Origin of the sequence: Ruania halotolerans, assembly GCF_021049285.1 — a bacterium.
Lineage (GTDB): Bacteria > Actinomycetota > Actinomycetes > Actinomycetales > Beutenbergiaceae > Ruania > Ruania halotolerans.
In genome coordinates this window covers 2,020,528-2,045,555 of the sequence record NZ_CP088017.1, presented here as the reverse complement: position 1 = coordinate 2,045,555, position 25,028 = coordinate 2,020,528, and the positions used below count along the sequence as shown (strand labels likewise).

At 65.9% G+C, this 25,028-nt stretch carries 28 protein-coding genes; 16 read left to right on the top strand and 12 right to left on the bottom strand.

Going from position 1 to position 25,028, the window contains the following annotated elements; translation table 11 throughout:
* Window position 1: 1 nt before the first annotated feature.
* The 10 genes from LQF10_RS09005 to LQF10_RS08960 all read left to right on the top strand — a co-directional run bounded on the left by LQF10_RS09005 (window position 2) and on the right by LQF10_RS08960 (window position 10,839).
* Window positions 2–382, top strand: a complete 381-nt coding sequence (locus LQF10_RS09005) for a DUF1048 domain-containing protein (protein WP_231067290.1) — start codon at window positions 2–4, stop codon at window positions 380–382.
* Window positions 379–1,200: an ABC transporter ATP-binding protein gene (locus tag LQF10_RS09000; protein WP_231067133.1), complete on the top strand. Its 822-nt coding sequence runs from the start codon at window positions 379–381 to the stop codon at window positions 1,198–1,200. Before LQF10_RS09005 ends, LQF10_RS09000 begins: the two co-directional genes overlap by 4 nt.
* Entirely contained in the window at window positions 1,197–1,961 is a 765-nt protein-coding gene (locus LQF10_RS08995; RefSeq protein WP_231067132.1) for an ABC transporter permease, read from the top strand. The genes LQF10_RS09000 and LQF10_RS08995 overlap by 4 nt, the downstream gene beginning before the upstream one ends.
* Before the next feature lie 282 nt (window positions 1,962–2,243).
* Window positions 2,244–3,209, top strand: coding sequence for a carbohydrate ABC transporter permease (locus tag LQF10_RS08990; protein WP_231067131.1), 966 nt, complete (start codon window positions 2,244–2,246; stop codon window positions 3,207–3,209).
* Window positions 3,206–4,165 (top strand): carbohydrate ABC transporter permease, encoded by a 960-nt coding sequence (locus LQF10_RS08985; protein WP_231067130.1) that lies wholly within the window; start codon window positions 3,206–3,208, stop codon window positions 4,163–4,165. Before LQF10_RS08990 ends, LQF10_RS08985 begins: the two co-directional genes overlap by 4 nt.
* A gap of 98 nt (window positions 4,166–4,263) precedes the next feature.
* Window positions 4,264–5,649 carry an extracellular solute-binding protein gene (locus LQF10_RS08980; protein WP_231067129.1) on the top strand — a complete coding sequence of 462 codons (1,386 nt, stop codon included), beginning with the start codon at window positions 4,264–4,266 and terminating at the stop codon, window positions 5,647–5,649.
* Window positions 5,646–6,365: a glycerophosphodiester phosphodiesterase gene (locus LQF10_RS08975; protein ID WP_231067128.1), complete on the top strand. Its 720-nt coding sequence runs from the start codon at window positions 5,646–5,648 to the stop codon at window positions 6,363–6,365. Before LQF10_RS08980 ends, LQF10_RS08975 begins: the two co-directional genes overlap by 4 nt.
* 24 nt (window positions 6,366–6,389) lie before the next feature.
* Complete coding sequence (locus tag LQF10_RS08970) at window positions 6,390–7,721, top strand: alkaline phosphatase family protein (protein WP_231067127.1); 1,332 nt, start codon at window positions 6,390–6,392, stop codon at window positions 7,719–7,721.
* A gap of 75 nt (window positions 7,722–7,796) precedes the next feature.
* Window positions 7,797–9,194 carry a PQQ-binding-like beta-propeller repeat protein gene (locus LQF10_RS08965; RefSeq protein ID WP_231067126.1) on the top strand — a complete coding sequence of 466 codons (1,398 nt, stop codon included), beginning with the start codon at window positions 7,797–7,799 and terminating at the stop codon, window positions 9,192–9,194.
* 193 nt (window positions 9,195–9,387) lie between these two features.
* The gene (locus tag LQF10_RS08960) at window positions 9,388–10,839 is read left to right on the top strand and encodes a lipase maturation factor family protein (protein ID WP_231067125.1); all 1,452 of its coding nucleotides are present in this window, start codon (window positions 9,388–9,390) and stop codon (window positions 10,837–10,839) included.
* A gap of 44 nt (window positions 10,840–10,883) precedes the next feature.
* Here LQF10_RS08960 and LQF10_RS08955 read toward each other — a convergent pair whose 3' ends face one another.
* The 4 genes from LQF10_RS08955 to LQF10_RS08940 form a co-directional block, all read right to left on the bottom strand.
* A complete protein-coding gene (locus tag LQF10_RS08955; protein WP_231067124.1) occupies window positions 10,884–11,390 on the bottom strand; it encodes a DUF421 domain-containing protein in 507 nt (168 codons plus the stop codon).
* 90 nt (window positions 11,391–11,480) lie between these two features.
* Entirely contained in the window at window positions 11,481–12,320 is an 840-nt protein-coding gene (locus LQF10_RS08950; protein WP_231067123.1) for a TrmH family RNA methyltransferase, read from the bottom strand.
* A 135-nt stretch (window positions 12,321–12,455) separates the two neighbouring features.
* Complete coding sequence (locus LQF10_RS08945) at window positions 12,456–13,643, bottom strand: sensor histidine kinase (protein WP_231067122.1); 1,188 nt, start codon at window positions 13,641–13,643, stop codon at window positions 12,456–12,458.
* On the bottom strand, window positions 13,606–14,328 hold the full coding sequence (locus LQF10_RS08940; RefSeq protein ID WP_231067121.1) for a response regulator: 723 nt from the start codon (window positions 14,326–14,328) through the stop codon (window positions 13,606–13,608). Before LQF10_RS08940 ends, LQF10_RS08945 begins: the two co-directional genes overlap by 38 nt.
* 243 nt (window positions 14,329–14,571) lie before the next feature.
* Between LQF10_RS08940 and LQF10_RS08935 the strand changes: the two genes are divergently transcribed.
* The 4 genes from LQF10_RS08935 to LQF10_RS08920 all read left to right on the top strand — a co-directional run bounded on the left by LQF10_RS08935 (window position 14,572) and on the right by LQF10_RS08920 (window position 16,405).
* The gene (locus LQF10_RS08935; protein ID WP_231067120.1) at window positions 14,572–15,207 is read left to right on the top strand and encodes a dihydrofolate reductase family protein; all 636 of its coding nucleotides are present in this window, start codon (window positions 14,572–14,574) and stop codon (window positions 15,205–15,207) included.
* Entirely contained in the window at window positions 15,204–15,641 is a 438-nt protein-coding gene (locus LQF10_RS08930; RefSeq protein WP_231067119.1) for a VOC family protein, read from the top strand. The genes LQF10_RS08935 and LQF10_RS08930 overlap by 4 nt, the downstream gene beginning before the upstream one ends.
* Window positions 15,638–16,030 carry a hypothetical protein gene (locus LQF10_RS08925; RefSeq protein WP_231067118.1) on the top strand — a complete coding sequence of 131 codons (393 nt, stop codon included), beginning with the start codon at window positions 15,638–15,640 and terminating at the stop codon, window positions 16,028–16,030. The genes LQF10_RS08930 and LQF10_RS08925 overlap by 4 nt, the downstream gene beginning before the upstream one ends.
* 156 nt (window positions 16,031–16,186) lie before the next feature.
* Complete coding sequence (locus tag LQF10_RS08920; RefSeq protein WP_231067117.1) at window positions 16,187–16,405, top strand: hypothetical protein; 219 nt, start codon at window positions 16,187–16,189, stop codon at window positions 16,403–16,405.
* A gap of 16 nt (window positions 16,406–16,421) precedes the next feature.
* On the opposite strand, the gene LQF10_RS08915 is transcribed toward LQF10_RS08920, so the two are convergent.
* Complete coding sequence (locus LQF10_RS08915; RefSeq protein WP_231067116.1) at window positions 16,422–17,414, bottom strand: aldo/keto reductase; 993 nt, start codon at window positions 17,412–17,414, stop codon at window positions 16,422–16,424.
* Between the two features lie 372 nt (window positions 17,415–17,786).
* Here LQF10_RS08915 and LQF10_RS08910 point away from each other — a divergent pair, with 372 nt between their 5' ends.
* Window positions 17,787–18,809, top strand: coding sequence for an AI-2E family transporter (locus LQF10_RS08910; RefSeq protein WP_231067115.1), 1,023 nt, complete (start codon window positions 17,787–17,789; stop codon window positions 18,807–18,809).
* A 130-nt stretch (window positions 18,810–18,939) separates the two neighbouring features.
* Here the strand turns inward: LQF10_RS08910 and LQF10_RS08905 are convergent, their stop codons facing one another.
* The 4 genes from LQF10_RS08905 to LQF10_RS08890 form a co-directional block, all read right to left on the bottom strand.
* A complete protein-coding gene (locus LQF10_RS08905) occupies window positions 18,940–19,401 on the bottom strand; it encodes an SRPBCC family protein (protein WP_231067114.1) in 462 nt (153 codons plus the stop codon).
* A gap of 129 nt (window positions 19,402–19,530) precedes the next feature.
* On the bottom strand, window positions 19,531–19,824 hold the full coding sequence (locus tag LQF10_RS08900; RefSeq protein WP_231067289.1) for a DUF4287 domain-containing protein: 294 nt from the start codon (window positions 19,822–19,824) through the stop codon (window positions 19,531–19,533).
* Between the two features lie 13 nt (window positions 19,825–19,837).
* Entirely contained in the window at window positions 19,838–20,497 is a 660-nt protein-coding gene (locus tag LQF10_RS08895) for a response regulator (protein ID WP_231067113.1), read from the bottom strand.
* On the bottom strand, window positions 20,494–22,122 hold the full coding sequence (locus tag LQF10_RS08890) for a GAF domain-containing sensor histidine kinase (protein WP_231067112.1): 1,629 nt from the start codon (window positions 22,120–22,122) through the stop codon (window positions 20,494–20,496). Before LQF10_RS08890 ends, LQF10_RS08895 begins: the two co-directional genes overlap by 4 nt.
* Window positions 22,123–22,321: 199 nt before the next feature.
* Here LQF10_RS08890 and LQF10_RS08885 point away from each other — a divergent pair, with 199 nt between their 5' ends.
* Window positions 22,322–23,158 (top strand): universal stress protein, encoded by an 837-nt coding sequence (locus LQF10_RS08885; RefSeq protein WP_231067111.1) that lies wholly within the window; start codon window positions 22,322–22,324, stop codon window positions 23,156–23,158.
* A gap of 64 nt (window positions 23,159–23,222) precedes the next feature.
* On the opposite strand, the gene LQF10_RS08880 is transcribed toward LQF10_RS08885, so the two are convergent.
* From LQF10_RS08880 to LQF10_RS08870, 3 genes are all read right to left on the bottom strand, one after another.
* On the bottom strand, window positions 23,223–23,708 hold the full coding sequence (locus LQF10_RS08880; RefSeq protein ID WP_231067110.1) for a universal stress protein: 486 nt from the start codon (window positions 23,706–23,708) through the stop codon (window positions 23,223–23,225).
* Window positions 23,705–24,130 carry a pyridoxamine 5'-phosphate oxidase family protein gene (locus tag LQF10_RS08875; protein WP_231067109.1) on the bottom strand — a complete coding sequence of 142 codons (426 nt, stop codon included), beginning with the start codon at window positions 24,128–24,130 and terminating at the stop codon, window positions 23,705–23,707. Before LQF10_RS08875 ends, LQF10_RS08880 begins: the two co-directional genes overlap by 4 nt.
* A 226-nt stretch (window positions 24,131–24,356) precedes the next feature.
* The gene (locus tag LQF10_RS08870) at window positions 24,357–25,010 is read right to left on the bottom strand and encodes a TetR/AcrR family transcriptional regulator (RefSeq protein ID WP_231067108.1); all 654 of its coding nucleotides are present in this window, start codon (window positions 25,008–25,010) and stop codon (window positions 24,357–24,359) included.
* Window positions 25,011–25,028 lie beyond the last annotated feature (18 nt).

The following is a 25,028-nucleotide window of genomic DNA, read 5'->3' as shown; positions in this document are numbered from 1 at the left end:
CGTGGCAGCAAAGTGGATCGAGGCCCTCACCGGGTCGCTCGAGCAGAAGAAGCAGTACAAGCAGGACAAGGCCCGCATCGACGCCCTCCCCGAGCCGTACACGAGGGCAGCTAACGCGATGCACCGGTACCTCATGTACGCCGGAGGCGTCACTGACGGCGACACGCTGAGCACAATGTTCACTGATCTGGCTGACCTCTGGGAGCGCGCGGCCATCGATAGGACGCCGGTGCGCGACATCGTGGGCGACGATCCGGTGGAGTTCGCCGAGACGTTCGCCAGCGCCTACTCGGGCAAACGGTGGATCGACAAGGAGCGCGCGCGCCTGACGAAAGCAATGGACGAAGCCAGCGGCGCTGATGGCAAGGAGGCAGGCGCATGAGCACCGATGGCGCCCGCGACCCCGCGATCCGGGTACGCGGCATCACCAAGTCCTTCAATGACCTGCACGTATTGACCGGGGTTGACTTCGATGTGCGGGCGGGGAGCATTTTCGCCCTGCTCGGCTCCAACGGCGCCGGCAAGACCACCCTGGTGCGGATTCTCGCCACATTGCTGAAGGCCGATTCCGGGACCGCCACGGTGCACGGCTTCGACGTCGCCTCGGCACCGAACGAGGTGCGCGAGTCGATCAGCCTGACCGGTCAGTTCGCTGCGGTCGATGAGGTGCTCAGCGGTCGGGAGAACCTCGTGCTGGTCGCGAAGCTGCGTCACTTGAAGAGTCCAGGAGCGATCGCCGATGACATGCTCTCCCGCTTCTCGCTCACTGACGCGGGAAGCCGCAAGGCCGGAACGTACTCGGGTGGGATGAGGCGCCGCCTCGACATCGCGATGAGTCTGATCGGGAACCCACCGGTCATCTTCCTCGACGAACCCACCACTGGCCTCGATCCGCAGGCGCGCATCGAGGTGTGGCAGATGATCAGGGAGCTCGCGAAGAGCGGCACCACCGTCATGCTCACTACGCAGTATCTCGACGAGGCCGAACAACTCGCCGACCGCATCGCGATCCTGCACCAGGGAACGATCATTCAGAACGGCACTCTCGCCGAACTCAAGGCGCTCATGCCCGCCGCCGAAGTCGAGTATGTCGAGAAGCAACCCTCCCTCGAGGACGTGTTCCTCGCTCTGATCGGTCACGCGCCGCAGTCACCGACCGCGAGCGAATCGGACCTCCCGGCAGGAAAGGAACTCCCATGACCAGCTACGCCCTGAGCGACACCCGCGCCCTCACCGGCCGGTCATTGCGCCACATCCTGCGCAGCCCCGACACGATCATCACCACGGCGGTCACGCCGATCGCGCTGATGCTGCTGTTCGTGTACGTGCTCGGCGGTGCGATCACCACCGGAACGGACCAGTCGTACATCAACTACATGCTGCCCGGCATCCTGCTCATCACGATCGCCTCAGGTATCGCCTACACCGCGTACCGGTTGTTTCTCGATATGCAGGGCGGCATCTTCGAACGCTTCCAGTCCATGCCGATCGCACGCTCCAGCGTGCTCTGGGCACACGTGCTCACCTCGGTGGCCGCGAATCTTGCCTCGATAGTGATCGTGACTGGGGTGGCGCTGCTGATGGGTTTCCGCACCGGGGCATCGGTGGGCGCCTGGCTCGCCGTTGCCGGCGTCCTGATCCTGTTCACGGTGGCGTTGACCTGGGTCGCCGTGATCGCCGGACTCTCCGCGAAGACTGTCGACGGTGCGAGTGCGTTCAGCTATCCGCTCATCTTCCTGCCGTTCATCAGCTCGGCGTTCGTCCCCACTGCGTCGATGCCGGGGCCGGTGGCCTGGTTCGCCGAGCACCAGCCCGTCACGGCCATCGTGAACACGCTCCGTGCGTTGTTCACCCAACAGCCGGTGGGGAACGAGATCTGGATCGCCCTCGCCTGGCTCGTCGGGATCCTCGTCGTCGCCTACACCGCTGCGAACATGATCTACCGCGGGAAGATCAGCTAGCGACGATCAGCGAACACTGCACCGCCATACGCCCGTCGCCTGGGACTCCCCCGGCGACGGGCGTTCGTGCGTGCTGATTCGTTCACCCGTTCGTCACCCTGGATCGCATTCGGCCTGCTCAACGCGTGTGTGCCGCACTGGGCGGCATTCATCTGAATGATGCCCGGACGTCATGCGGTGATGGGCGCAGCGTCAATCCAGTCCGGTTGGCTGGGGCCGTCACCAGCTAGAGCGCCGATTCGCGGCCTCGGCCCACGCACGGCCCCGACAGAACTGAGAACGATGACCACGCTGCTCCAACCCATCGAGGGAATACGCCCTCGGAGTTCGAAAAGCGCAGTCCCGCAGCGCACGTCACCGCAGATCCGCCGCCGCAACCGCAAGGACGGATTGCTCTTCTGGGCGCTGATCCTGCCCAACCTGGTCGCGATCGTGGTTTTCGGCTACTACCCGACTGTGTACAACTTCGTCCTCAGCTTCACTGACTGGGATTTCGTTCAACCGGCGCCGGTCGTCGTCGGGTTCGAGAACTACGTGGAACTGTTCCAGTCCGGTTCCATGCTGATGGACGCGCTGCGCAACACCGCGATCTTCGTGCTCGTCGCGGTGATCGGCACGTTGTTCGGTGGGATGGCGATCGGCGCTCTGCTCGCTCAGCGGCTGCGCTTCTCCGGCCTGGTACGCACGATCGCGTTTGCCCCGCACATGCTGCCCGGCGCCGCAATCGGTGTGCTGTGGCTGTTCATGTTCGATCCGAACTACGGCCTCAGCCGGTGGCTGTTCTCCATGTTCGGGATGGAGTCACCGAGCTGGACCACCACCTCGGACTTCTCACTCTGGTCGATCACCATCGCGTACGCCTGGCAGCGCCTGGGCTTCGTGGCGATCATCTACTACACAGCGATCCTCGACCTGCCCAAGGACATCTACGAGGCCGCGGCCCTCGATGGTGCACGCGGGTGGGGCTTGTTCCGTTACACCACGCTTCCGCTGCTGAGCCCTGTGACGTTCTTCCTCACCATCACCGGCATCATCGCGGCCGCGCAGACATTCGACATCATCGCCACACTCACCAACGGCGGCCCCGGCACGTCCAGCACCACGTTGCCGTGGATGATCTACGACCAGGCATTCGTGGACTTCAACATCGGCACCTCCGCCGCCACGGCCACGGTGATGTTCGCACTGCTGCTCGTGGTGACCCTCGTCCAGACCAAGTACGCGAGCAAGCAGGTGCATTACTCATGAGCCTCACTCTGGACCGCAAAGACGAGTCAGCCGCGGCATCACGAACCGCCACCCCGCCCGAGGGGCCGCCCGGCGCACGAAACCTCTCTGGCGCACACGGCGGCGGGCGCACGCGACGCCGTCGGGGACCGCGGCGGCCATTGCCTGCCGCGATGGCGCTGTACGTGCTCATCGCCGCGACATTCGCGCTGTTCGCGGTGCCGCTGTACTGGCTGTTCAGTTCCGCCCTGAAGCCGGAGCATGAGATCTACACCTACCCACTCACCTGGGTGCCCAGCGCACTGGAATGGAGCAATTTCAGCGAGGCGTGGACCTCGGCGCCGTTCGGTGCCTTCCTGCAGAACTCGATCATCACCACTGTGGTGGGCACCGGCCTGGAGATCGGGGTCGCGCTCCTCTCGGCGTACGCGTTCGCGTTCGTCTACTTCCGCGGCAAGATGCTCGTCTTCGCGCTGATGGTCGGCTCGCTCATGCTGCCCGGGCACATCACTCTGCTGGTCAACTACATCACCATCTCGAACTTGGGATGGCTGAACACGTACCAGGGTCTGATCCTGCCGGGCATCGGCTCCGCATTCGCGATGTTCCTCATCTATCAGCAGATGCGTCAGGTGCCCGAGGAGCTCGTGGACGCGGCCAAGATGGATGGCGCCGGCCATCTGCGGCGGATGAGCACGGTGGTGATCCCGATCTGCCGCCCGATGATCCTGACTGCCACGTTGATCGTGCTGATCACGAAGTGGAACGACTTCGTCTGGCCACTGATCGTCACCTCCACCTCCGATATGCGGACCCTGCCGATCGGGTTGATGTTCCTGCGTAGCCAGGAGGGCTACGACGCCTGGGGTCCGGTGATGGCCGGCACCGTGATCGTGGCTGCGCCGATGCTCCTCGTCTTCTTCATCGCCCAGCGCCGCATCATCGGTGGTATCACCGCCGGTGCGATCAAGGGCTGACGGCGGCCTGCGCCCTCACCTGCGGCCGCTCGCCTTCTCCTCTCTCACCTTCTGCCTGTCCCCTGATCCGATAGACGACCCTCCAAGGAGCACCTCTCGTGCAGAACTTCCCTCTGACCCGCCGCCACCTGCTCTCCGCCATGGGCGTGGGCGCCGGCACCGCGGCCCTGGCTGCGTGCACCGGCCCTGTCTCCGCCGACGGCGGCGGCGAAGGCGCGGCCAGCAATTTGCGTAGCGGCTTCAGCCAGGCTGCCCTCGGCGAGATCCCCTCGGAGTATCAGGGGCGTACGAACATCCTGTTCTGGGCGCCGTGGACCGGTGGGCTCTTCGAGGCCATGACCGAGCAGTTTGCGATGTTCAACGAGGCCCAGACCGAGATTTACGCCGCTATCGAATCGGTGGGCGGCTATGCGGACCTCAACACCGCATTCACTGCCGCGCTGCAGGCCCGGGCGGTTCCGGATATGGTCTGCTTCCCGGAGATGCAGTGGCTGCAGTTCTACTTCGCCGGGGCGCTCACTCCACTCGATTCGCACTTCGACGACGAGTGGAACCTGGACGTCTACCTGCAGAACTTCATCGGCGAGAGCAAGGCCGGCGATGAGACCTACGTGGTGCCCTTCGCCCGCTCCACACCGCTGTTCTACTACAACAAGAGCCTGTTCAACGAACTCGGTCTGCCGGTGGATACCCAGTACACCTGGTCCCAGTTGCGCGAGTTCGGTGCCGAGATCGCCTCAGTACAGAGTTCAGGCCAGGAGATCAAGACCTTCGCGTACTCAGGCGGGGACGCGTGGTTCGCGAACTCCTGGCTGTGGGCTTTCGACGGCGTCTGGTCCGACGGCTTCCAGGTCATGCCGGATGAGGCGAAGGTCAGCGAGTTGATGACGTTCGCGAACGAGTGGGTGCACGTCGACGGCAACGCGTACATGGCTCAGGACTCGCACACCGACTTCCAGACCGGCCTGGTGGCCGCCGTGCACGGATCCACCGCCTCCATGCGCGGACTCACCGAGGCCGTCGACTTCGAACTCGGTGCCGCGTTCATGCCCGGTGAGGTGAACCAGCCCCCGACGGTACCCACCGGCGGTTCCGGCTTCTCCCTGGTACGGACCGAATCGCAGGAACGTCAGGACGCCACCGCCGAGTTGCTGAAGTTTCTCGCCACCCCCGCAATGTCCGGAAAGTGGCACATCGATTCCGGATACGTGCCGATCGTGCAGGCGGCGGCGGACGAACCGCAGGTGCAGGAGCTGCACGCGACCGACCCGAACTTCACCGTGGCGATTCAGCAGATGGAGAACGCTCAGACGGTGGCACCGGTGAACTGGTTCCAGTCCGGAACTGCTGCACTGAGCGAGGCGTTCGCGTCCCTCACGGGTGACGACGCCGATGTGCAGGCGACCATCGACACCCTGCGGGGAGAGTACGAGGGAATCCTCGAGGACAACCGCGAGGACCTTGAGGCCCTGGGCATCTCGTGACGAGCACACCCAGGCCGGCCGTGGTCGGGCATCGCGGCGCTGCTGCGGTGAGCCCGGAGAACACGCTGGTCTCGTTCGCCCGTGGCATCGCTGACGGTGCGGAGGCGATCGAACTGGACGTGCACCTGACGGCGGATGGTGAGTTGGCGGTCATTCACGACGCCAGCGTGGACCGTACCGCCGTCGGGGGCCGGTCCACGGGCGCCGTGGCCGCCCTGACGTGGGCGCAGCTGATGGAAGTGGAACTGCCCCACGGGCAGCACATCCCCTCCCTTGCCCAAGCGCTGGACGCCATCACAGTGCTGGTACACCTGGAGATCAAGGCCCTGGCGGCCGCGCGCCTCGCCGCCGAGTTGGTGCTCGATGCTGGTCTGGGCGATCGGGTCACCATCACCAGTTTCCAGATCGATGCCTTACGGGAGGTACGGGAGGTGGCTCCGACCCTGGCGGTCGGGGTCATCTCCCCCGCCCCCACCAATGAGGCGCTCGACGCCGTGAAGGAACTGGACGCCGTCTCCCTGGCGCTCCAGGTGCGCCATCTGGACGCCGCACTCGTCCAGCGGCTCCGGGCCGACGACGTGGCCGTGTGCGCCTGGCCGGTACTCACGCCCACAGACCTGCGCGGCGCTCTGGAGGCAAGGGTGGCCATGGTGACCGCCGACGATCCTGCGTGGTGCCGTGATCAGCTCGCTCAGATCTACGCACAACCCGCCTGAGTCCCCAGACGCGAAGGAAACACCGTGCCACACAAGCTCCTGGTCATCTCCGTCGATGCGATGCACACCGACGACATCCCGTTCGCCCGCACACTCCCGGCCTTCTCCCGCATTCTGGAGCGCGCAGCCGTGGCCGAGATCGAGGGCATCTACCCCTCGGTCACCTACCCGAACCACACGGCACAGACCACAGGCTGCCCACCGGCTCGGACCGGGATCTTCAACAACCTGCAGTTCCAGCCCGGCAGCGGCGATCAGTCCGAGTGGTTCTGGGACGCCGGGATGATCCAGGTCCCGACGATCTTCGAGGCAGCACAGCAGGCGGGTCTGACCACTGCGGCGGTCCAGTGGCCGGTGACCGGCGGCGAGAAGCACGTGGACTGGCTAGTACCGGAGATTGCCTGCCCGCAGGTGTTCGACGGACTGGAGGACCAGTACCTGCGCACCACTGATTCACGCTCGTACGAGACCTACATCTACCCGCACCTCGATCTGGTGCGCACCGACGTCCGCAAAGGCAAGTACTTCGCGTTCGTGAACCACGTCTCCGAGCTCATCCTGCGGCACGAGCGGCCTGACGTGATGTTCGTGCACCTGGTGGAGGTCGACACTGCCCGGCACGCGGGTGGTTCCTACGGGCCGCATGTGGAAGAGGCACTGCGTGAGGTCGATGCCACGCTCGGCACCTATCTGAGCGCTTTGGAGGAGAACGGGGACTTGGAGGAGACGAACATCGTGCTGGTCTCCGACCATGGCCATCTCGATGTGGAGCAGCACACGAACCTCAATACGGTCTTCGTCGAGCGCGGTTTCATCCGCCTCGACGGCAGCGGCGCACTCCTCGACTGGGACGTGTTCTGCCTAGGCGCGGGCCTATCGGGTCAGTTGTTCCTCGCCGAGGGAATCACGGTGGACCGGCGCAGGGAGATCGAGGCGCTGCTGGTGGAGATCGAATCGGACCCGCAGTTTCGGATCGAGAAGATGTGGACGGTGGAGGAGACCCGCCGCGACTACGGGCTGGACGGGCCATTCACCTGGGTGGTCGAGTCAGAGCCCGGTGTGATCGTCGGCATGCTGTGGGACAGACGAGCGGTCGTCCGGTCCGGAGACGAGGACTTCCCGGCGCTGAAGGGCAGCCACGGGCACGCACCCCGCCATGGCGGGCAGCCGGTCTTCATCGCGACCGGCCCCGACTTCGCACCGGGTGCGGACGCCGGGCGGCGCAGCATGCTCGATGAGGCGCCGACATTGGCGGCCGTGCTCGGGATCGACCTCCCGCAGGCTGAGGGAACAGTCATACGAGAGGTGCTCACAGCGGTCGCCACGTCAATCCCCGCCGTACCCGCCCCGGCCTGACCTGCTCCACGCCTGAGCACCGGCGCGATCGGGTCGCAAGCGAGGCCGGTTACCCGCGCAGTTACACTCGCAGCTATGGCCGAGGCAGAGCTAGCCGAGAATGCGGATTCGAAGGTTGAGCAGGAGGTCCGAGGCGGCAGGCGGCGGCCCGTTTTTGCGGTGCCGCAGGTGCGTTGGCTCCTCACGGGCGTGATCCTTGGTGCCCTGGGGCTCGCGACCGGTGTCGCGAGCATCGTCTTGGACCTTGGCCGGGACATCTGGATACTGGCGCTCGGTGCCGCCGGTGTGGCCCTCGTGTGCGTGTTGAGCGGCACCCGGGTCTCAACAGTGATCGGATTCGTCGCAGCGAGCGGGCTCGTGGCGGGCGGGATCGTCGCGGCCGGCGCCGCACCTGCGCTCCCTCCGGAAGTGGTCACGCTTCCCGCATTCACGCCACCGACCGACGATCGTGACGATGTGACCGAGATCGGTCGTGATGCCGACGTACTCGTCGTGATGGATTCGGAGAGTGCGGCGGTGATCGGCTACACGCTCGAGGGTGATCTCCTGTGGTCCAGCAAGGACGGGTACGGCGACGGGTTTAACTACTCGATTCACGCGGGAGACTCGGTCATCACCTACCCCGGCAGGTCAGGGGAGCATGTGCCGGTGGTCTCCCTCTCGACGGCGACGGGTCAGACGCAGTGGTCGCTCGAGCTCGGCGAAGCGATCCCCGTGGCCGCCAATGAGGACGTCATCGTCTTCGCCGATCGTCAGCGCGTGCTTGCCGTGGACCGGCAGACCGGTGACCAGCAATGGGAGATGGCGGGCGATATCGCCGCAAGCACCGAGGGCTCGGGCAGCCACGACGCTTTCCGCTGGACCGCGCACGCGGACTGGATCGTGGTCGGAGATCGCGAAAGCAATCAGTATCAAGTCCTCGACGCGCGCACGGGTGTCCCCGCGGCAGTCAGCATCGACGAGTTCTCGGTGTTCGACTGGGCGATCGCCGGCGACACCTTCATCAGCTTCGAGTTCGATGGGCAGCAGCGCGTCGCCGTGGGGACTCCGTTGCGAGGAGGGGACCGGTGGCAGACGGAGGTCCGCAACTTCACTTCGGGCAGCGGCTTCTACGAACCGGTCGGCACTGATCTGCGGATCGCGACCTCGACTCAGATGCAGTGGCTCGACAGCGCCACCGGTGAACTCGCAACCGTCGATCTGCCAACCGGGTGGAGGGTTTTCCCGCACATGCCCGCGAACATCGACGGCGCACGCACGCTGCTCGTTCTACATCGCGATTCCGATGACAACCTTCTCGGATACGGCCTCTTCGACTCCAGGACCGGTGAGCTGATGGAAGTCGCCGGCCCGTACGGCGAGCACGTGAGGGTCGTCGGCGTGACACCGTCGGGCACGCTCGTCTCCCTGCCCTACCTGGACGCGGTAGGGGAAGAACACGAGAGAACGGTCCTAGTCCCCGACCCCAGCTGACCCGCCGCTCGCGGAGTGATGGTGCGGACCGGCCAACGTACCGCGCGGGCAACGGCACGTCCGCCGGGCATCGGGCGGTGGCGAGGCGTCACGGTCGAGCGTGAGCGGTACCCACGTCATGCGGGTCGCGGCGTGGTGAGCCCCGCGGCAGACTGAGATCTGGGTCAGGCTTGGTCGCATCAGGAGGCAGCCGGTGGAGTGGTTCGCCGCGGAGGACTATCACGCGGCCCGGTTCGTCCTGCAGCGTGGAATCGCGCTGATGTACCTGGTGGCGTTCGTTGCCGTGCTGCGTCAGTTCCTCCCACTGCTCGGCTCCCATGGCCTCCTTCCCGTGCCGCGATACGTGGAGCGCGTCGGTTCCCGCGCAGGGCCGACGATCTTCCGGTGGCGTTACTCGGACACCCTGGTGCTGATGATCGCCTGGGCGGGCGTGCTCATCGCTGCGGCACTGGTGGCAGGTCTGCCCCAGTCCGGACCGCCGTGGGTGCCGTTCCTAGCCTTCGCCGTTCTCTATCTGTTGTACCTGTCGGTGGTGAACGTGGGTCAGGTGTTCTACGGGTTCGGGTGGGAGTCGCTCCTGCTGGAGGCCGGCTTTCTTGCCGCGTTCCTGGGCTCGGACGACGTCGCTCCCCCGCTCCTGGTGCTGCTCGCCTTCCGATGGCTGCTGTTCCGGGTGGAGTTCGGCGCCGGGATGATCAAGATGCGTGGGGATCGGGCCTGGCGTGACCTCACAGCGCTGGATTATCACCACGAGACCCAACCGATGCCTGGCCCGCTGAGCTGGTTCTTCCACCACTTGCCGCGCCCGCTGCACCGAGTGGAGGTGGCGGCGAACCACGTGGTGCAACTGGCCGTGCCGTTCCTGCTGTTCCTGCCCCAGCCGATCGCATCGATCGCGGCCGTCTTGGTGATTGCCACGCAGTTGTGGCTGGTCCTGTCCGGGAACTTCGCATGGCTGAACTGGTTGACGATGCTCTTGGCGTTCTCCGCCGTCGGAGATGACCAACTCGCGGCGGTCCTGCCAGCCCTGACCCCCACGCTGGCTGCCACGCCCACGCGGGCCGGGGACCTGTGGTGGGTGGTGCTCGTCATGGTGATGGCCGCCGTCGTGGCAGTACTCGCGGTGCCTCCTGCGCGGAACCTGTTCTCCCGGCACCAGGCGATGAATGCCTCGTACAACCGTTTCCATCTCGGTGGTGCATACGGAGCGTTCGGATCGATCACCCGGGTACGGCATGAGGTCGTGGTGGAAGGAACCGAGCAGGAGGTGCCCGACGGCGGCTGGTGTGAGTATGTCTTCTCTGCCAAGCCGGGACCGGTGGAGCGCCTCCCCGGGCAGTTCGCCCCGTATCATCTGCGCCTCGATTGGGGCATGTGGTTCCTCGCGCTGGGCTCTGGTGCGCAACATCGCTGGTTCAGTGTTCTGCTGCGGCGCCTCCTGGAGGCCGATCGAGCCACGCTACGGCTGTTCGCTCGTGACCCATTCGACGGGCGGGCGCCGCGGTGGGTGCGGGCTCGCATGTTCACCTATCGGTACAGCACCCCGGAAGAGCGCCGTGCTACAGGGCACTGGTGGGTGCGCAGCGCCGCCCGGGAATTCGTGGAGCCGGTGGGATTGGCGCAGCTCACGCCGCGAAGCGAATGAGGGAGTCCTCGGCGTATCGCGCTCAGCACGCCGGCGGGTCCCGATCACGCCGAGAGGTCCCCCAGCGCTGATCCATCGCCCAGCCGGGAGCGGGTGATGACGGAGAGCGTGCCGTTCGTTTCGAGTACGACGGCGGCAATCTCAGTGAGATCTCCGGACCCGGTCGAGCGAACGGCGTGACGAACTTCGTTCTCGGTGAGTCGGCATGACCGAAGTGCCACCGCGTCGAACTGTCCATCGCGCAGGAGTATTCGCGGCGAGGAGGTGACCGCCTTGCGCAGCGCGTGCCAGCGGGTGGTCGACCATGCGACCACAAACTGCAGCGCCGCAAGCAACACCAGGGCCGCTGCCCCTTCAGCCCACGAGACGTCGCTGTTGAGCAGGATGGTGGCCAATGTGGAGCCGAGCGCGACGGTCACGATGAAATCGAAGGCGTTGAGCTGACTCAACGTTCGCTTCCCTGAGACGCGCAGCACGAGGACGAGCGTGACGTAGCCCGCCCCGCCAAGTGCCAGAGTGCGAACCACGTCGGACCACGAGTCGAACCACATGCTGGCTACGTTACGGACGTGAGGCGCAGTTCGCTTCGTGAGGGCCGCCCTGGTCGATCGTCATCGACCACTCGCCAGGGGCCGCTCACTTCACCCTGGCGGGTGTCGATGAAGTCGCTCATAGAGGGCGATCGCGCCGGCAACGGACACGTTCAACGATTCGACCCGGTGGCTCATCTGAACGGCGAATCGGTGGCTCGCGAGCGAGTCCAGCTCACGCGATGCTCCACGACGTTCACTGCCGAGCAGGATCGCTGCCCTGCCTCGAACAGCGGCAATCTCGGCCAGCGGTGTGGTGGCAGTGGCCGCGAGACTGAGCAGTGTGAGCGGCACCTCCCGCAGAAACTGCTCGACCTGCTCTCGTGAGGCGATGACGACCGGGAGTGCGAAGACCATGCCACGGCTGGCACGAATGAGTCTCCTGTCATAGACCGAGGAGAGGCCGGTCTCGACAAGTACCAGCCCGGCCGCTCCGAGCGCCGCGGCCGTGCGGGTGAGTGCACCGATGTTGCCCGCCAGCCGCACACCGTCGAGGATGACGATGTCGCCACTGAGGGGTGCCAGATCGCCCAACGCGTACTGACTGGGACGACGGGCGAGCGCGAAGACCCGGGCCCGCTTCTCCCCGCCGAACAACTCCGCGGCTACCCCATCGGTGAGCCGGCGGACCGGTACGCCGCCGGCGTGCGCGAGTGCCGAAAGCTCCGCGCCTAGGGCGACCTGAGAGCGCGTGCGAAAGATGCCGTCCAGCTGCACACCGTGCCGCGACGCCTGCAGGATGTTCTCCTCATCGTCGATGAGGATGGTCGGCTGTGCCCGGCTGCCTGCTCGGACCACGTCGCCAATGCGGCGGGCAATGGCGTGCGCACGATCCGCGATCAGTTCCTCACGGGTGTCCACGCGCGAACGGGTGTCCGGTGAAACGCTCACCGTGCCACCCTCGCGCTTGACGTTGCGTCAATGTCAAGGGCAACGCTGTGGAACTTGAACGTCGCCAATGAGCCCGCTCTCCCCTCACCGGTGCCAGAGAACGGCGCGGGTTCGGATCACGAGGAGATCGTGCCGTCAGCTCCCGTCATGCTCGCACGGAAGCGTGCCGGTCACGGTGAATCCCGCTCCGGGGCGCGACGCCACCTGGAGGCTGCCGCCAAGCGCTGTGAAGCGTTCTCGCATGCCCGTCAGACCGTTGCCTGGCACGATCTGAGCGACCCCCTCACCGTCGTCGGAGATGAGCACCGTCGTACCCTCCGGCGTGACCGCCACACGGATACGCGCAGACCTCGCGTCCGTATGCCGCAACGTGTTGGTGATCGCTTCCTGCACGCACCGCAGGATGGTGACGGTCTGCTCGACCGTCAGATCGGCCGAACCCTCGCACTCCACGCGAATGTCCAGACTGGGCATGGCCGCTGCCAGCTGACGAAGCGCAGGCTCCAACGCCGGCGGATCCGCGCGCATCTGGCCGACCGCCGTCCGGACGGTACCAAGAAGATCCTTCGCGATCGATTTCGCGCGCTTGACGTGGATACTGCCCGCACCATCAGCGGTCAGGTGTGATGCCGTTTCGAGCTCCAGGGAGAGTGCGGTCAGGTGGTGCCCGGTCAGGTCATGCAGGTCTCGGGAGATCCGCAGTCGTTCAGCTTCCCTCGTCGTCAACTCCAGCAGCGCCGCTGTGGAGCGAAGCTCGGCGTGTGCCACTGCCAGTTCCCGGCGGGCGTCTGCTTCGCTGCGCGCGGTGAACACCACCAAGGCGCCGAAAGCCTGCGAGATGCCGAAGATGATCGGTCCGACGACGAGATCCACCGTTGGCCATTGCCCGATCACACCCATGACCACAACGAGCGGGCTCTGCACCCCGATCAGGATGAACACGGCGCGCGGGGACCAGTGGAACGAAGCCATGGTCGCGGTCATGACGAAAAGCAATGCGAGCCATCCTTGCGCCGCCGGCAGGAGAACGAGCGTGATGCCCAGCGCGATCAGCAACAGCAGCATCGCATCGAGGGAGAGTCGGCGCGGGCGCGGGATGAGCTCGTGGATGGCGAGCAGGAGCGTGCAATAGATCACGTAGGCGATCCACCACAGCACCATGATGTGGGGAATGCCCTGGGGGTTGAGGACAGCATCCAGCAAGACCGCCAGGCCGACGCCCAGTGTGCAGCCCAGACTCGTCAAGATCAGGTGAGTACGGGTGCTCCACCACTGGCTCATCCGCTCAGCGATCCGGCTCGGACGGGCGGTCGGCACGGACATGATCGGGAGCCAGGATCCCGGATTCAAGGGCGCGCAGTACCGCTCGCGTCCGGTCCGTCACTCCGAGCTTGAGGAGGACGTTCGACATGCGGTTCTTCACAGTGCCCTCGGCGAGCCCGAGGCCCTGCGCGATCTGACGATTCGACCATCCACTGGCCGCAAGGCGGAGCACATCGAGTTCGCGGTCGCTCAACTGCTCCTGCGCATACACCGGATCCGGCGCACGCGTCGAGGGAGGAATGGCGCGCAACAGCCGGTCGGTCAGCGCTGGCTGGAGGAGCGTGTTGCCCGCGGCAAGGGCGCGCACACCGCCAAGCAACTGCTCGAGCGTGACGTCTTTGAGCATGTACCCTCGGGCGCCCGCTCGGAGTGCTGACAGCACCAACTCATCGTCATCGAACGTGGTCAACACGAGACTCGGTACGCAGATACCTCGTTCGCGCATCGCACGCAATGTGGCGATACCGTCGCGTCCGGGCATCCGCAGATCCAGCAAGATCACATCGGCCGAACTCTGCTCAAGGAAGGCGAGCGCCTCATCGCCGTCGGCGCAGTCGCCGACGATCTCTACATCACCGCTGAGCGCGAGCAGGCTACGGATTCCTTCACGCACCAGGTTCTGATCGTCGACGATGAGCACGCGGATCGGGGTCTTCACCCCGCTGATCTCGGCCTCGTCCACCATGGGCAGAGTCTAGGCATCCCGTGAACGGGGCGGGGGTGCCGGAAGTCACGTGCGCCAGCACCGCCGTGCGAGCGGCACTCCCCCGCCAGAATCCGCTCGCAGTCCCGCCGGCCATACGACACCGGCACAGAATCCGAACGTGACCTCCGGCACCTGCGCACAGGCATCGCTGTCCGTACCGTCGTTTCGCATACCCGCCGCCGGGAGCACGGCGCACCGGCAACCCTCGCATAGGAGTCAGGTATGACACTAGTCACCGCAGACATGAACATCTCGCTCGACGGCTATGCAGCAGGACCCGACCAGAGCTTGTCTGCTCCGTTCGGCGAAGGCCCGGTCGATGTGCTCAGCAACTGGATGTTCGAGGCTGCCGACGAGAATGCCGTGGAGATCGCTGCGCTCAACGGCGCCGATGCCTACATCATGGGCCGGAATATGTTCGGCCCGGACCGAGGTCCGCTCGACCAGGACTGGCAGGGGTGGTGGGGCCCCGAGCCGCCCTATCACGCGCCCGTCTTCGTCCTCAGTCACTATCCCCGTGAGCCGTTGGAACTGACCGGGACGACGTTCACCTTCGTGACCGATGGCATCGACCACGCACTTGGACTCGCCTCACGAGCCGCGGGCGACGGACGCGTTGACATCGCCGGCGGCGCACACACGGTGAACGAGTACTTGAGCGCCGGGCTCATCGATGAACTGCGCGTACACGTCACGCCAGTGATCATCGGCGGGGGCGCCAGGCTGTTCGAGGGCGTCGGCAGCATCCACCTCGAACAGACCGGCGGCCGTGCCGCCTCCACAGTCACGCACTTGACCTACCGAGTGCACTCCCCCTCCCCCACCGATCCGACAACCGAGAACAGGAAATCGACATGACAACCATGAGCCTCTACACAGTGCTGCACACCAAGGACGTCGCACGAACCGCCGACTTCTACCGCACGCATTTCGGGTTCGAGACCACATTCGAGGACGACTGGTACGTGAGCCTGAAGCTGGACCAGTGGGAGTTGGCCGTACTCGATGCGTCGCACTCGACCATCCCGCAGGCGTATCGCGACCGAGTCGCAGGCGGAGTACTGGTCACCTTTGAGGTGGACGACGTCGACGTTGTGTACGCGCGGCTCACCGATGCCGGACTCGCCCCCGTCCTTCCTTTGCGGTCTGAGGAGTTCGGACAGCGGCACGCAATCTTCGCCGGCCCCGATGACGTGCTCATCGATATCATCACGCCGATCCCGCCGAGCGAGGAGTACGCCAAACAGTTTTCTGAGTCGGCACTGCTGCAAGCCCAGCGCGGAGACGGATGAGCACCGCATCGGCCGTCCGTGCTCGTCATCGCACCTGGTTCCTCGTCGACGGTCTCGTCACGGCCCTGAACGCCACCGCCTACCTGGCCCTGCACCGCCTACTGCCGGACTTCCTGGGCGGACAGGTAGGGCACTTCCTCGGTGCCGGAGTGGTCTTGGCACTCGTGTCGATTGGGTTGCTCGTCGTTGCTTGGATGCCGACGCGCTTGCGTGTGCTCCCGGAACTGCTTGTTGCGATCAACGCGATCTGGGCCGTGGGCTCGTTCACGATCGCACTCGCGAATCCCTTCGCCCTGAGCACAGTGGGTATCGTGTGGACCCTCGCCCAAGGCGTGTTCGTCCTCGCCATGGCGATCTTCCAGACCAGGGCGCTGCGTTCGGGCTCATGACGCACCTCGAGCCGGCGCCCGGCTCCCTGGGGCCGAGAAGATCGTTCAGCGTCGTGGCCGGCCCGGCCCGTTCACTGCGCGGTGGCCCGCCTACACGATCGCCATCACCGTCGGCGCGTTCTGTGCAGTGGTCGGTGGCCGTGGGTAGTCGACCACGTGGTTGCCGACACGCCCATCGATGACACGGCGGCGATCGGGCAGGGGTGGTTCACCCTTGCCGCGGCGTGGGTTGTCTTCGGCATACCTGGGGTGCTGTTCGCTGTGGCAGCGATATCGCATGCGAACAGATGCGCGATGCGAGCGAAGTGGCCGCCGATCGTCGTCTCACCCGTGGGCGTCGCGGCGCTTGCCGGACTCGGTGTGGTGGTGGGATGAGCACAACGAGTGCTGCTCACCACGCGGTGTGGATGGCCTTCCGGAGGCGCCGGTCGTAGACCTCACGCACCGCGGCGTCGAACATGTCGATATCGAATCCCTGTTCGATCAGGGCTACGGCCTGCGCGTTGGCTTCGGCCTGAGCAACGTTGCGCGCGCCCGGGATCACGCTCGTCACGCCTGGTCGCGTGGCGATCCAGGCGAGCGTCGCGGCAGGGAGGGGGACGCCGTCGGGAAGGACCGCGGCCAGCTCCTCGGCGGCGGCCAGGCCCTGCTCGAAGTCGACTCCAGAGAATGTCTCGCCCTTGTCGAACGCCTCACCGTGCCGGTTGAACGTGCGGTGATCATTCGCGGCGAAAGTGGTCGCCGTGGTGTATCTGCCGGAGAGCAGACCGGAGGCGAGCGGAACGCGCGCGAAGATGGCCACTCCGGCAGCCTCTGCGGCGGGCAACACCTCATCCAGCGGCTTGAGCCGGAACGGGTTGACGATGATCTGCACGTTCGTCACATTCGGACGGGCGATCGCGGTCAGTGCCTGCTGGCAGGTCTCGACAGAGACGCCGTAGGCGGCGATTGTGCTGTCGGAGACGAGGTTGTCGAGAGCGTCGTAGATGGCATCGGATTCGATCACAGCCGATGGCGGGCAGTGCAGCTGCACCAGGTCGAGGGTCTCGACCCCGAGGTTCCGCCGAGACCGGTCGGTCCAGGTACGGAAGTTCTCCGGCGAGTAGTTCTCGGGACGCTGATCGGCACGGCGGCCCATCTTGGTGGCGACGGTGATCCGGTGGCCGGGTCGGTCGGCGAGGAAGCGGCCGATAAGCTGTTCGCTGCGCCCATCGCCGTAGACGTCTGCGGTGTCGAACAGGGTGACCCCCGCATCAGCAGAGGCTGCCAGGACGTCGAAGGCGTCGCTCTCGTTGACCTCTCCCCAGTTGCCCCCGATCTGCCAGGTGCCAAGTCCTATCGCGGAGATCTCGCGGCCGGTACGGCCGAGCGGGCGCTGCTGCATGGGTGCTACTCCTTCGGGTCGATGGCCAGCCTCTCACGGACCGGTCGAGCAGGTGCGAAGTACCCCTCGATATGAGCACGAGTGCGACGCTCACATGCGGAGCGTCCCGTGGAGTCGTTCGAGCGGTTCGCCGCCCCACGCGAACACCCCGCAGGTAGGCTGGCGCTCGCCGGGCAGGGAACCGTACCGGTCGCTGCGATCCGACAACGAGGGGTCACCATGGGTCTGTTCACGCGTCGACACCATCAGCGAGCGCGCCGGCGCGACGTGGTGGAGTCACCTCAGCAACCTCACGAGAGCGGGCCACGGCCCGGCACTACTGCTGCACTGTGGGCGGACGGCTTCGGCAGGGCCGGGACACGGTCGCTGCAGGTGCTGGCAGTGCTGGCCCTGATCACTGTGGCAGTCCTTGCACTGACTCAGTTGACGCTCGTGGTGATCCCTGTGCTGATCGCGTTGGTGCTGGCGGCCGCGATCTCCCCACTCGTCGGGCTGATGCGGCGCCGAGGCATGCCCTCACTGCTGGCCACCGTGATCGCACTGGTGACGTTAGTGGCAGTGCTGGCGGGCGTGGTGTGGCTGGTCGCGGCGGCCGTGGTGGCGCAGTGGGCGTCGCTGCGCGAGCAAGCGCTTGAGGGGTTCACCCAGCTCCAGGATTACGTCCAGGGTTTGCCCTTCGAGATCACCGAGGAGCAGATCCAGTCGGTGCAGGACTCGGCCCTCGAGCTCCTCCAGTCAAACGCCGTCAGCTCTGGGGCGCTCGCCGGAGCCTCGCAGACGTTCGATTTCGTTGCCGGCTTCGTCATCTTCGTTGTGGTGCTGTTCTTCTTCCTCAAGGACGGTCCGCAGATCTGGGAGTTCATGTTGCGCCCGTTTGAGGGCGCCCGGTATGAGCGAGGCCGGCGTATTGGTCACTCGACAGTCGGCACCCTGGGCGGCTACGTCCGTGGAACCGCGATCGTGGCGGCGGCGGACGCGATCTTCATCGGCATCGGGCTCGCAATCGTCGGTGTCCCGTTAGCACTTCCGCTGGCCGTCCTCGTCTTCCTTCTGGCGTTCATCCCGCTGGTCGGAGCCACCCTCGCCGGTGTGCTCGCGGCGCTGGTAGCTCTGGTGGCACTCGGGCCCGTGGAGGCGCTGATCGTCGTCGGGATCGTCGTTCTCGTCAACCAACTGGAGGGGAACTTCCTGCAGCCAGTGGTCATGGCGCGGACGCTGAGCCTGCATCCGCTGGTGATCCTCGTGGCGTTGACCGCAGGGACAGTGCTCGTCGGACTGACCGGGGCCGTGCTGGCGGTGCCGATCGCTGCCTCGATCTGGGGAGCGATCCAGGTGTGGGACGGGCCGAATCAGCCAGCGTGGTTCGCCCGGAAGAAGGACCGCTCACTCGCCTAGCGAGTACCCCGCGATCGCTCGGCAATGGTGTGCTCGCCTGCCGGACGCGGCGCCGTGTAGCGCTGGTGGGGTGCCAGACCAGCATCGCGGCCGGACTGACTCGTCAGCCCGGCCGCGTGGACTCGTCGTATCAGCTCGGGGTGTCCACGTCTCCGGGCCAGGCCCCCGTTGCGCGCTGCCTGTCCTCGATGAAGGCCTTGAACCGCTTCGTGTCTGCCTTCACCCGGTGCGCGTCGGCGCCGACGGCGGCACCGACCTTCTCTGCAACACCCTGCGGCGCCCAGTCGATCTGCACCATGACGCGCGTCACGGAATCGCTCAAGCGATGGAAGGTGACGACGCCCCCGTGGTCCACCTCGCCGCTGGTGCTCGTCCACGCAATGCGCTCGTCGGGATGCTGCTCGGTGATCTCGGTGTCGAACTCGCGCTGTTGGCCACCGACTTCAGTGACCCAATGGTTGTGACGGTCGTCGATCTGCGTCACCGAGACCACACCATCCATGAACTCCGGGAAGTCCTCGAACTGGGTCCACTGGTTGTACACCGTGGTGATCGGGACGTTGACGTCGACCGATTCCTCAACCGTGCTCATCGTGATCTCCTTGTCGTTCGTGGTGAGGCGGGGACGGCCGCCTACCTCCAGGAGACATCGGATCGCGGCGCTGTGCCACCTGGACGGTCGGTCAGGCCGACACGGGGCAGGGGTGGCAGCTCACGGGGGTCACCAGTCGGCCGGCCGGGAGTCCTTCCCGTCCAACCACAGCGTGTTGCTCGAATCGCGGTGTGTACCGGTCGAGCCGACGTGCTTATCACCGATGTGTTCGCCCTTCGTGATGACGTGGACCATCGCCATCGCATGACCGTGGCCGATCCCGTAGGTCTCCTTCAGCCACGTTGCGACAGGTGTCGCCTTGCTTCCCGGGCCGAAACCCTGGTCCTGCGCCGCCTGCACGAGGTCACGCGGGGTGCGCCCGGTCTTGGTCTCGACGGCGTCAAGATACGCCTGGAACGACATCAGCTGTTCTCCCTCACGTCGATCTGCGGTGTGCTCGGTCACGACTCTCGCCTTGGATGGCTCCGAAAGCCGCCGCCTGAGTTCTTCGCTCGAAACCTAGCTTCGCGAGCAGGCTCGTCACGTAGTTCTTCACGGTCTTCTCCGCAAGGCTCAGGCGTTCTCCGATCTGGCGGTTCGTCAGTCCTTCGGCGATCAGCGTGAGAACCTGGCGTTCACGCAGGCTGAGTGATCCGAACCGCGGATCTGTGGCGTGTGCCGAGCCCGCCCGATCGGCGACATGCTGCGAGACGCGGGCGTCGATGAGCGAACGACCGCCCGCGACCGCTCGGACGTCCTCGACAAGGGTGGAACCGCGGACACTCTTGCCGACGTAGCCGGACGCGCCCGCCAGCACAGCCGCGACTGCGGCCTCGTCATCGTCGTACGCCGTGAGAATGATGCAGCGCGTTTCTGGAAGCTGCGATCGGATCTCGCGACACAGCCCCACGCCGTCTCCGTCGGGCAGTCGCAGATCAAGGACGGCGACGTCCGGTCGCACGGCTCTGACCCGCGTGAGTGCCTGGGCCACGTTCGCTGCCTCGCCGACGATCTCGATGTCGTCCTCGCGACCGAGCAGATCGGCGATACCGCGACGAACCACCTCATGATCATCCACCAAGAAGACTCGGATCATCTGCTTCTCCTCATCGAGGTCAGGGGAACTCGCCACTCCGCGGACGTGCCGCTGGGACTTGAGCGCAGGTCGAGATTGCCGCCTCGGCGCCGGGCGCGCTCCGCCATATTCGCCAGACCGCTACGGGCCACTGAATCGTCCATCCCACACCCGTCGTCTTGCACGATGAGTACAAGGGCGTCGTCGCGGACCCGGACCTCGATGCTGACCTGGTCAGCGTCGGCGTGGCGCACGGCGTTGCTGAGAAGTTCGCGCGCCACCGCAGCCACGTCCTGTGCCATCTCGTGATCGGCGATCACATCGACCGGGCCGGCGAACTCGACATCGACATTCTTCGGCAATCGGCGTGACGCCTCGATCGCCAGATCCAAGACCTGGTGCCGCAGCGTGGGGCTATCCGGGACAGCGGGTTTGAGAGCGAAGATGATGGTGCGGATCTGGGCGATGGCATCGTCGATCGCATCGACCGATGACCGCAGCCGGTCGGCACCTTCGCTCGGCACGGTCGCTTCGAGCGAATGGAGTTCGAGCGCCGTACCGAACAGTTGCTGAATGACGCGATCGTGCAGGTCGCGGGCGATGCGGGCACGATCCTCGACCAGGAGCGCCCGCTGCTGCTGCTCCCTGGAACGGGCGACCTCCATGGCCAGACCGATCCGCGCGGCAGCGTCAGCGGCCACGTCGATCTCGGCGCGACCGAAGCGCCCTCCGCCAGGCGACCTACAGACCGCGAGAACGAGTCCGTCGCTCCCTGGCGGTTGAACGCGGACGAGCAGGGTTGAACCCGTACCGGTGCCGTCCTGGACGGCGAGAGCGTCGGCATCGGCCGTGGCGGTCGTACCACCCGTTCGGGTGACGGGTTCGCCGCTCTCGAGCACGATGACAGCGTCCGTCTGTTCCGGGGCCATACGGACGCCGAGCATGGAGTTGGCGCCGATACCTCGCGCCTGCGCCACCTGCACGGTCAGCGGTTCGTCACCAGCGACGAGCACTGCGACTCGGGCCACATCCAGTGCCTCGAACAGTGCGTCGGCGAGAAGAGCAGGCGTCTCGAGCTCGCTCGCATTGATCAGGACGGCCGAGAGGTGAGCGGCGATGGCGGCCCATCGCTCGCGATCACGTGAACCCGCGAACAAACGCGCGTTCTCGACGGCGATGCCCGCCGTCGCGGCTAGAGCCGTGACGAGTTCCTCGTCCTCCTCGGAGAACAACCCCTCCCGCTTCTCGGTGAGATACAAGTTGCCGAAGACCTCATCACGGACCCGGATCGGCACCCCGAGAAAGGTCTCCATCGGTGGGTGCCCCTCGGGGAAGCCCACCGAGCGCGGATCGTTGGCGATGTGCGGCAATCTGATGGGGCGCGGATCCTCGATCAACGCCCCGAGCACGCCGTGACCCTCCGGCAGGTGGCCGATTCGTTCGACGTCAGAGGCGTCCATGCCGACGTGCACGAACTCCTCCAACCACCCATCGGGCGCAATCACTCCGAGAGCGCCGTAACGCGCGTCAACCAGTTCCACGGCAGCCTCGGTGAGACGCCGTAGTACTTCCGGAAGCTCAAGCTGCGAGACCACGGCGTCCGTGGCACGCAGAAGCGCCCGCAAGCGACCCTGGGTGCGGGTCACTTCAGCGGCACGGTGAATCAACTCCGCGATCGCTCGGTCGAGCTCGGAACGCGGCCCCTCGAACGATGAGATCGGCTCGCTCGTTGTAACCTCCAGGTCCGGCCGGACGCCCGCACGCTACCACGTCGTCTCGTGGTCCATGCGGTCCACGGGACCTTGGGCCCCCTCCCCCGGGGGCATCCCGGCACACCATGAGGATGTGCAGAAGGACGTACGTGAACGAGTCGATACCGACGGCGAGAGTCACATCTCGCCACCGTCCCCCGGGTACGTGGTCGGCGTGGACGGCAGTGCAGCTAGCCGCGCCGCCCTGGGCTGGGCACTGCGGACTGCACGCGGCAACGACTCGTCGGCGAGGCTCGTCGCCGTCGTGGACTCCGAGTGGGCCACGGTGGGCGAGTCCACGTTCACGCACCTGCGAGAGACCGTCGAGGCCACGCTCGATCGGGAGCTGCGCTGGGCCCGCGAGGCCGAACCCAGCGTTCAGGCCACCTCGCGATTGCAGGTCGGCGCACCGGTGCCTGAGCTCGCCCGCGCTGCCGCAACGGCCACGATGCTCGTTGTCGGCACACATAAGTCCGGCTATTTCCGCGGCAGGGCGCTGGGCGCGCGCAGCCTGCAGCTCGCGACCTGTACGAGCGTGCCGTTGGCGATCGTGCCCGCGTCGGGAGAACGCCGGCGACGCGGCGTCATCGTCGCAGGCGCCGGGGACGGGGCTGGTGCCGCCATCGCATTTGCCGCCGATGAGTGTGATCGCACCGGCGAGCGGCTCATCGTTGTCTGCTCGAGCCCAACCGCTGAGCGCACGCATGTGGTGCACGCCGCGGAACAGCGCGCACGGGCGGCAGCACCCAGAATCGACATCGAGGTGCGCTGGACGGACCGCGACCCTGCGGAGGCCTTGATCGTCCACTCCAGCAGCGCGGCCCTGACGGTGATCGGTCGGCGACACCCGGACGTGGCACCGCTGGGACGGATCGCGATCGAGCTCATCCTCAACCTCGCTGGGCCCGTGGTCCTCGTTCCTGAACGATGACGACGGCCTACCTGGGCCGCCGCTGTGGCGCCCGGGCGGACCGTCGTCGTCGGCATTGCGACTTCTACGGTGACTGGACCGGTACCACCAGCACCGGGCAGTGCGCATGCGAGACGCACGCGGAGCTGACCGAACCGAGCAGGAGCGCGGTGAAGCCGCCATACCCGCGCCTTCCTACGATGAGCATCTCCGCGTTGTCGGAGGCTTCGACGAGCTGTTCAGCCGCTCGGCCCTCCCGTGTGCTCAACTGACACCAGGACGGACGGCCAGCCGGGAAGACGGCAGCGACTGCCGTATCGAGCATGCGCGCAGCCTCCTCTTCCGGCTGCCAGTCCAGATCAACGTAGTACCCACCGTAGGCGACCGGCGGAAACGACCAGACTGCGACTGCTTCGAGGTCCAGGCTGAGATCACCTGCGAGGCGAGCGCCCCAGCGCAGGGCTTGGTGTGAGATCGGTGATCCATCAATCCCGACGACGATCCGTCCACGCGCGTCCGCGCGCGAGCTATCGCCACTGGCAGACGTCGGTGCTGCCCCCTCTGTGCTCATCGTTCAGACCCCACAGTCGGTCGTTCGAACCTTCGGCCTTGCACGTCGGAGACGTCGATGCGCACCCAGCGTGCTTTTTCCTCGGGGGCCCACGGCCGAATGCTGAGTTGCTCCAGCTCCGCGATCTCGGCGCTGCGTTCCAGTTCAACCGCCTGCCCTTTGACCACCACGCTCCAGGCATGGGAATCGTCGTAGCCGTCGACTTCGAAGGCGACGCGGTGCCGGATTGTCAGTTCGACGAGCTTGGTCCCGGGTGCCGTCCGAAAGACGATGTCCCCGCCCAGTACGGCGTGGTTGATGGGGAAGATGTCGATCTCGTCGCCGGCCGCAGCCGCGACTCTCCCGTATGGCGCATCCTCGATGAGAGACCAGCATTCAGCCTCGTTCAGTACGCGCGTCGGTGCACGTTGATCTTCAGTCATGATCCTGCTTCCTTATCGGTTGAGCCTGCGATCGGTGATCATGGGCCGAACATCACTGGTGATTCAGCAGGCTTCACCAGCCGACCTCACCAAGTGCTGTTCGCCTCACCAGCGTGTCACCGCATCAAGGAGCGACAAGGGCCGTTGGTCCCGTGGCGATCAGCCGGTCGAAGGCCAAGCCCGCGTCATTGACACCCCACCACAGGACCGCGCGCAATCGGACGAACTACAGGTCGAGCCCCTCGAGCAGGCCCGGATCCGCCCCTGCAGCTGCCAGGCGATTGCGCATGGCGGTCGCTGCGAGCAGATAGGGCTGGTCGCTGCGCATCATGAGCGATCTCATGTTCGCGGCCTCATCGAGCGCGATCAGCTCGAACGCGAGCAGCCCAATCCCGCTCTCGTCGATGGTGAGCTCGCCAGCCTCTCTCGCGAACCTGACCTGTGCTTCGACGTAGCCATACCAAGCTGCGAGCGACGTTCGAACAGCGTCGTTGACGGGACCCGGCTTCGAATCGACGTCTGCGGAGGTCGCAGCGAAGAAGCATCCGCCACTGAAAACACGATTCTTCGAGTACATGAGTGCGTTGCACAGGATCGCCGCAAGTCGACGAATGCCGCGCGGCTCGCCCCGAGCTGGCTCGATGATCGTGGCGACGAAGACCTCCTTCGCTGCGGCGACGGCGGCCAGCTGCAGGCCCTCCTTACTGCGGAACAGGGTCGCGATGCTGCTCTTACTACGTCCGGTCACCTCCGCGAGGCGGCCGATCGTGAGTCCGTCGAGACCTTCGACCGACGCGAGATCGGTCGCACTCTCGAGCACCACGCGACGTGACGCATCGCCGCGAGCGCGACGCCCGTCCACTGTCTCCGATGTCGCCATCTCTCTAGTATACGAACG

Bases quoted from the DNA above. Each gene is read 5' to 3' on its own strand.
- LQF10_RS09000 (WP_231067133.1), top strand. From the start codon at position 379: ATGAGCACCGATGGCGCCCGCGACCCCGCGATCCGGGTACGCGGCATC.
- LQF10_RS08995 (WP_231067132.1), top strand. From the start codon at position 1,197: ATGACCAGCTACGCCCTGAGCGACACCCGCGCCCTCACCGGCCGGTCA.
- LQF10_RS08990 (WP_231067131.1), top strand. From the start codon at position 2,244: ATGACCACGCTGCTCCAACCCATCGAGGGAATACGCCCTCGGAGTTCG.
- LQF10_RS08985 (WP_231067130.1), top strand. From the start codon at position 3,206: ATGAGCCTCACTCTGGACCGCAAAGACGAGTCAGCCGCGGCATCACGA.
- LQF10_RS08965 (WP_231067126.1), top strand. From the start codon at position 7,797: ATGGCCGAGGCAGAGCTAGCCGAGAATGCGGATTCGAAGGTTGAGCAG.
- LQF10_RS08955 (WP_231067124.1), bottom strand. From the start codon at position 11,390: ATGTGGTTCGACTCGTGGTCCGACGTGGTTCGCACTCTGGCACTTGGC.
- LQF10_RS08945 (WP_231067122.1), bottom strand. From the start codon at position 13,643: ATGTCCGTGCCGACCGCCCGTCCGAGCCGGATCGCTGAGCGGATGAGC.
- LQF10_RS08940 (WP_231067121.1), bottom strand. From the start codon at position 14,328: ATGGTGGACGAGGCCGAGATCAGCGGGGTGAAGACCCCGATCCGCGTG.
- LQF10_RS08935 (WP_231067120.1), top strand. From the start codon at position 14,572: ATGACACTAGTCACCGCAGACATGAACATCTCGCTCGACGGCTATGCA.
- LQF10_RS08930 (WP_231067119.1), top strand. From the start codon at position 15,204: ATGACAACCATGAGCCTCTACACAGTGCTGCACACCAAGGACGTCGCA.
- LQF10_RS08925 (WP_231067118.1), top strand. From the start codon at position 15,638: ATGAGCACCGCATCGGCCGTCCGTGCTCGTCATCGCACCTGGTTCCTC.
- LQF10_RS08915 (WP_231067116.1), bottom strand. From the start codon at position 17,414: ATGCAGCAGCGCCCGCTCGGCCGTACCGGCCGCGAGATCTCCGCGATA.
- LQF10_RS08905 (WP_231067114.1), bottom strand. From the start codon at position 19,401: ATGAGCACGGTTGAGGAATCGGTCGACGTCAACGTCCCGATCACCACG.
- LQF10_RS08900 (WP_231067289.1), bottom strand. From the start codon at position 19,824: ATGTCGTTCCAGGCGTATCTTGACGCCGTCGAGACCAAGACCGGGCGC.
- LQF10_RS08895 (WP_231067113.1), bottom strand. From the start codon at position 20,497: ATGATCCGAGTCTTCTTGGTGGATGATCATGAGGTGGTTCGTCGCGGT.
- LQF10_RS08880 (WP_231067110.1), bottom strand. From the start codon at position 23,708: ATGAGCACAGAGGGGGCAGCACCGACGTCTGCCAGTGGCGATAGCTCG.
- LQF10_RS08875 (WP_231067109.1), bottom strand. From the start codon at position 24,130: ATGACTGAAGATCAACGTGCACCGACGCGCGTACTGAACGAGGCTGAA.
- LQF10_RS08870 (WP_231067108.1), bottom strand. From the start codon at position 25,010: ATGGCGACATCGGAGACAGTGGACGGGCGTCGCGCTCGCGGCGATGCG.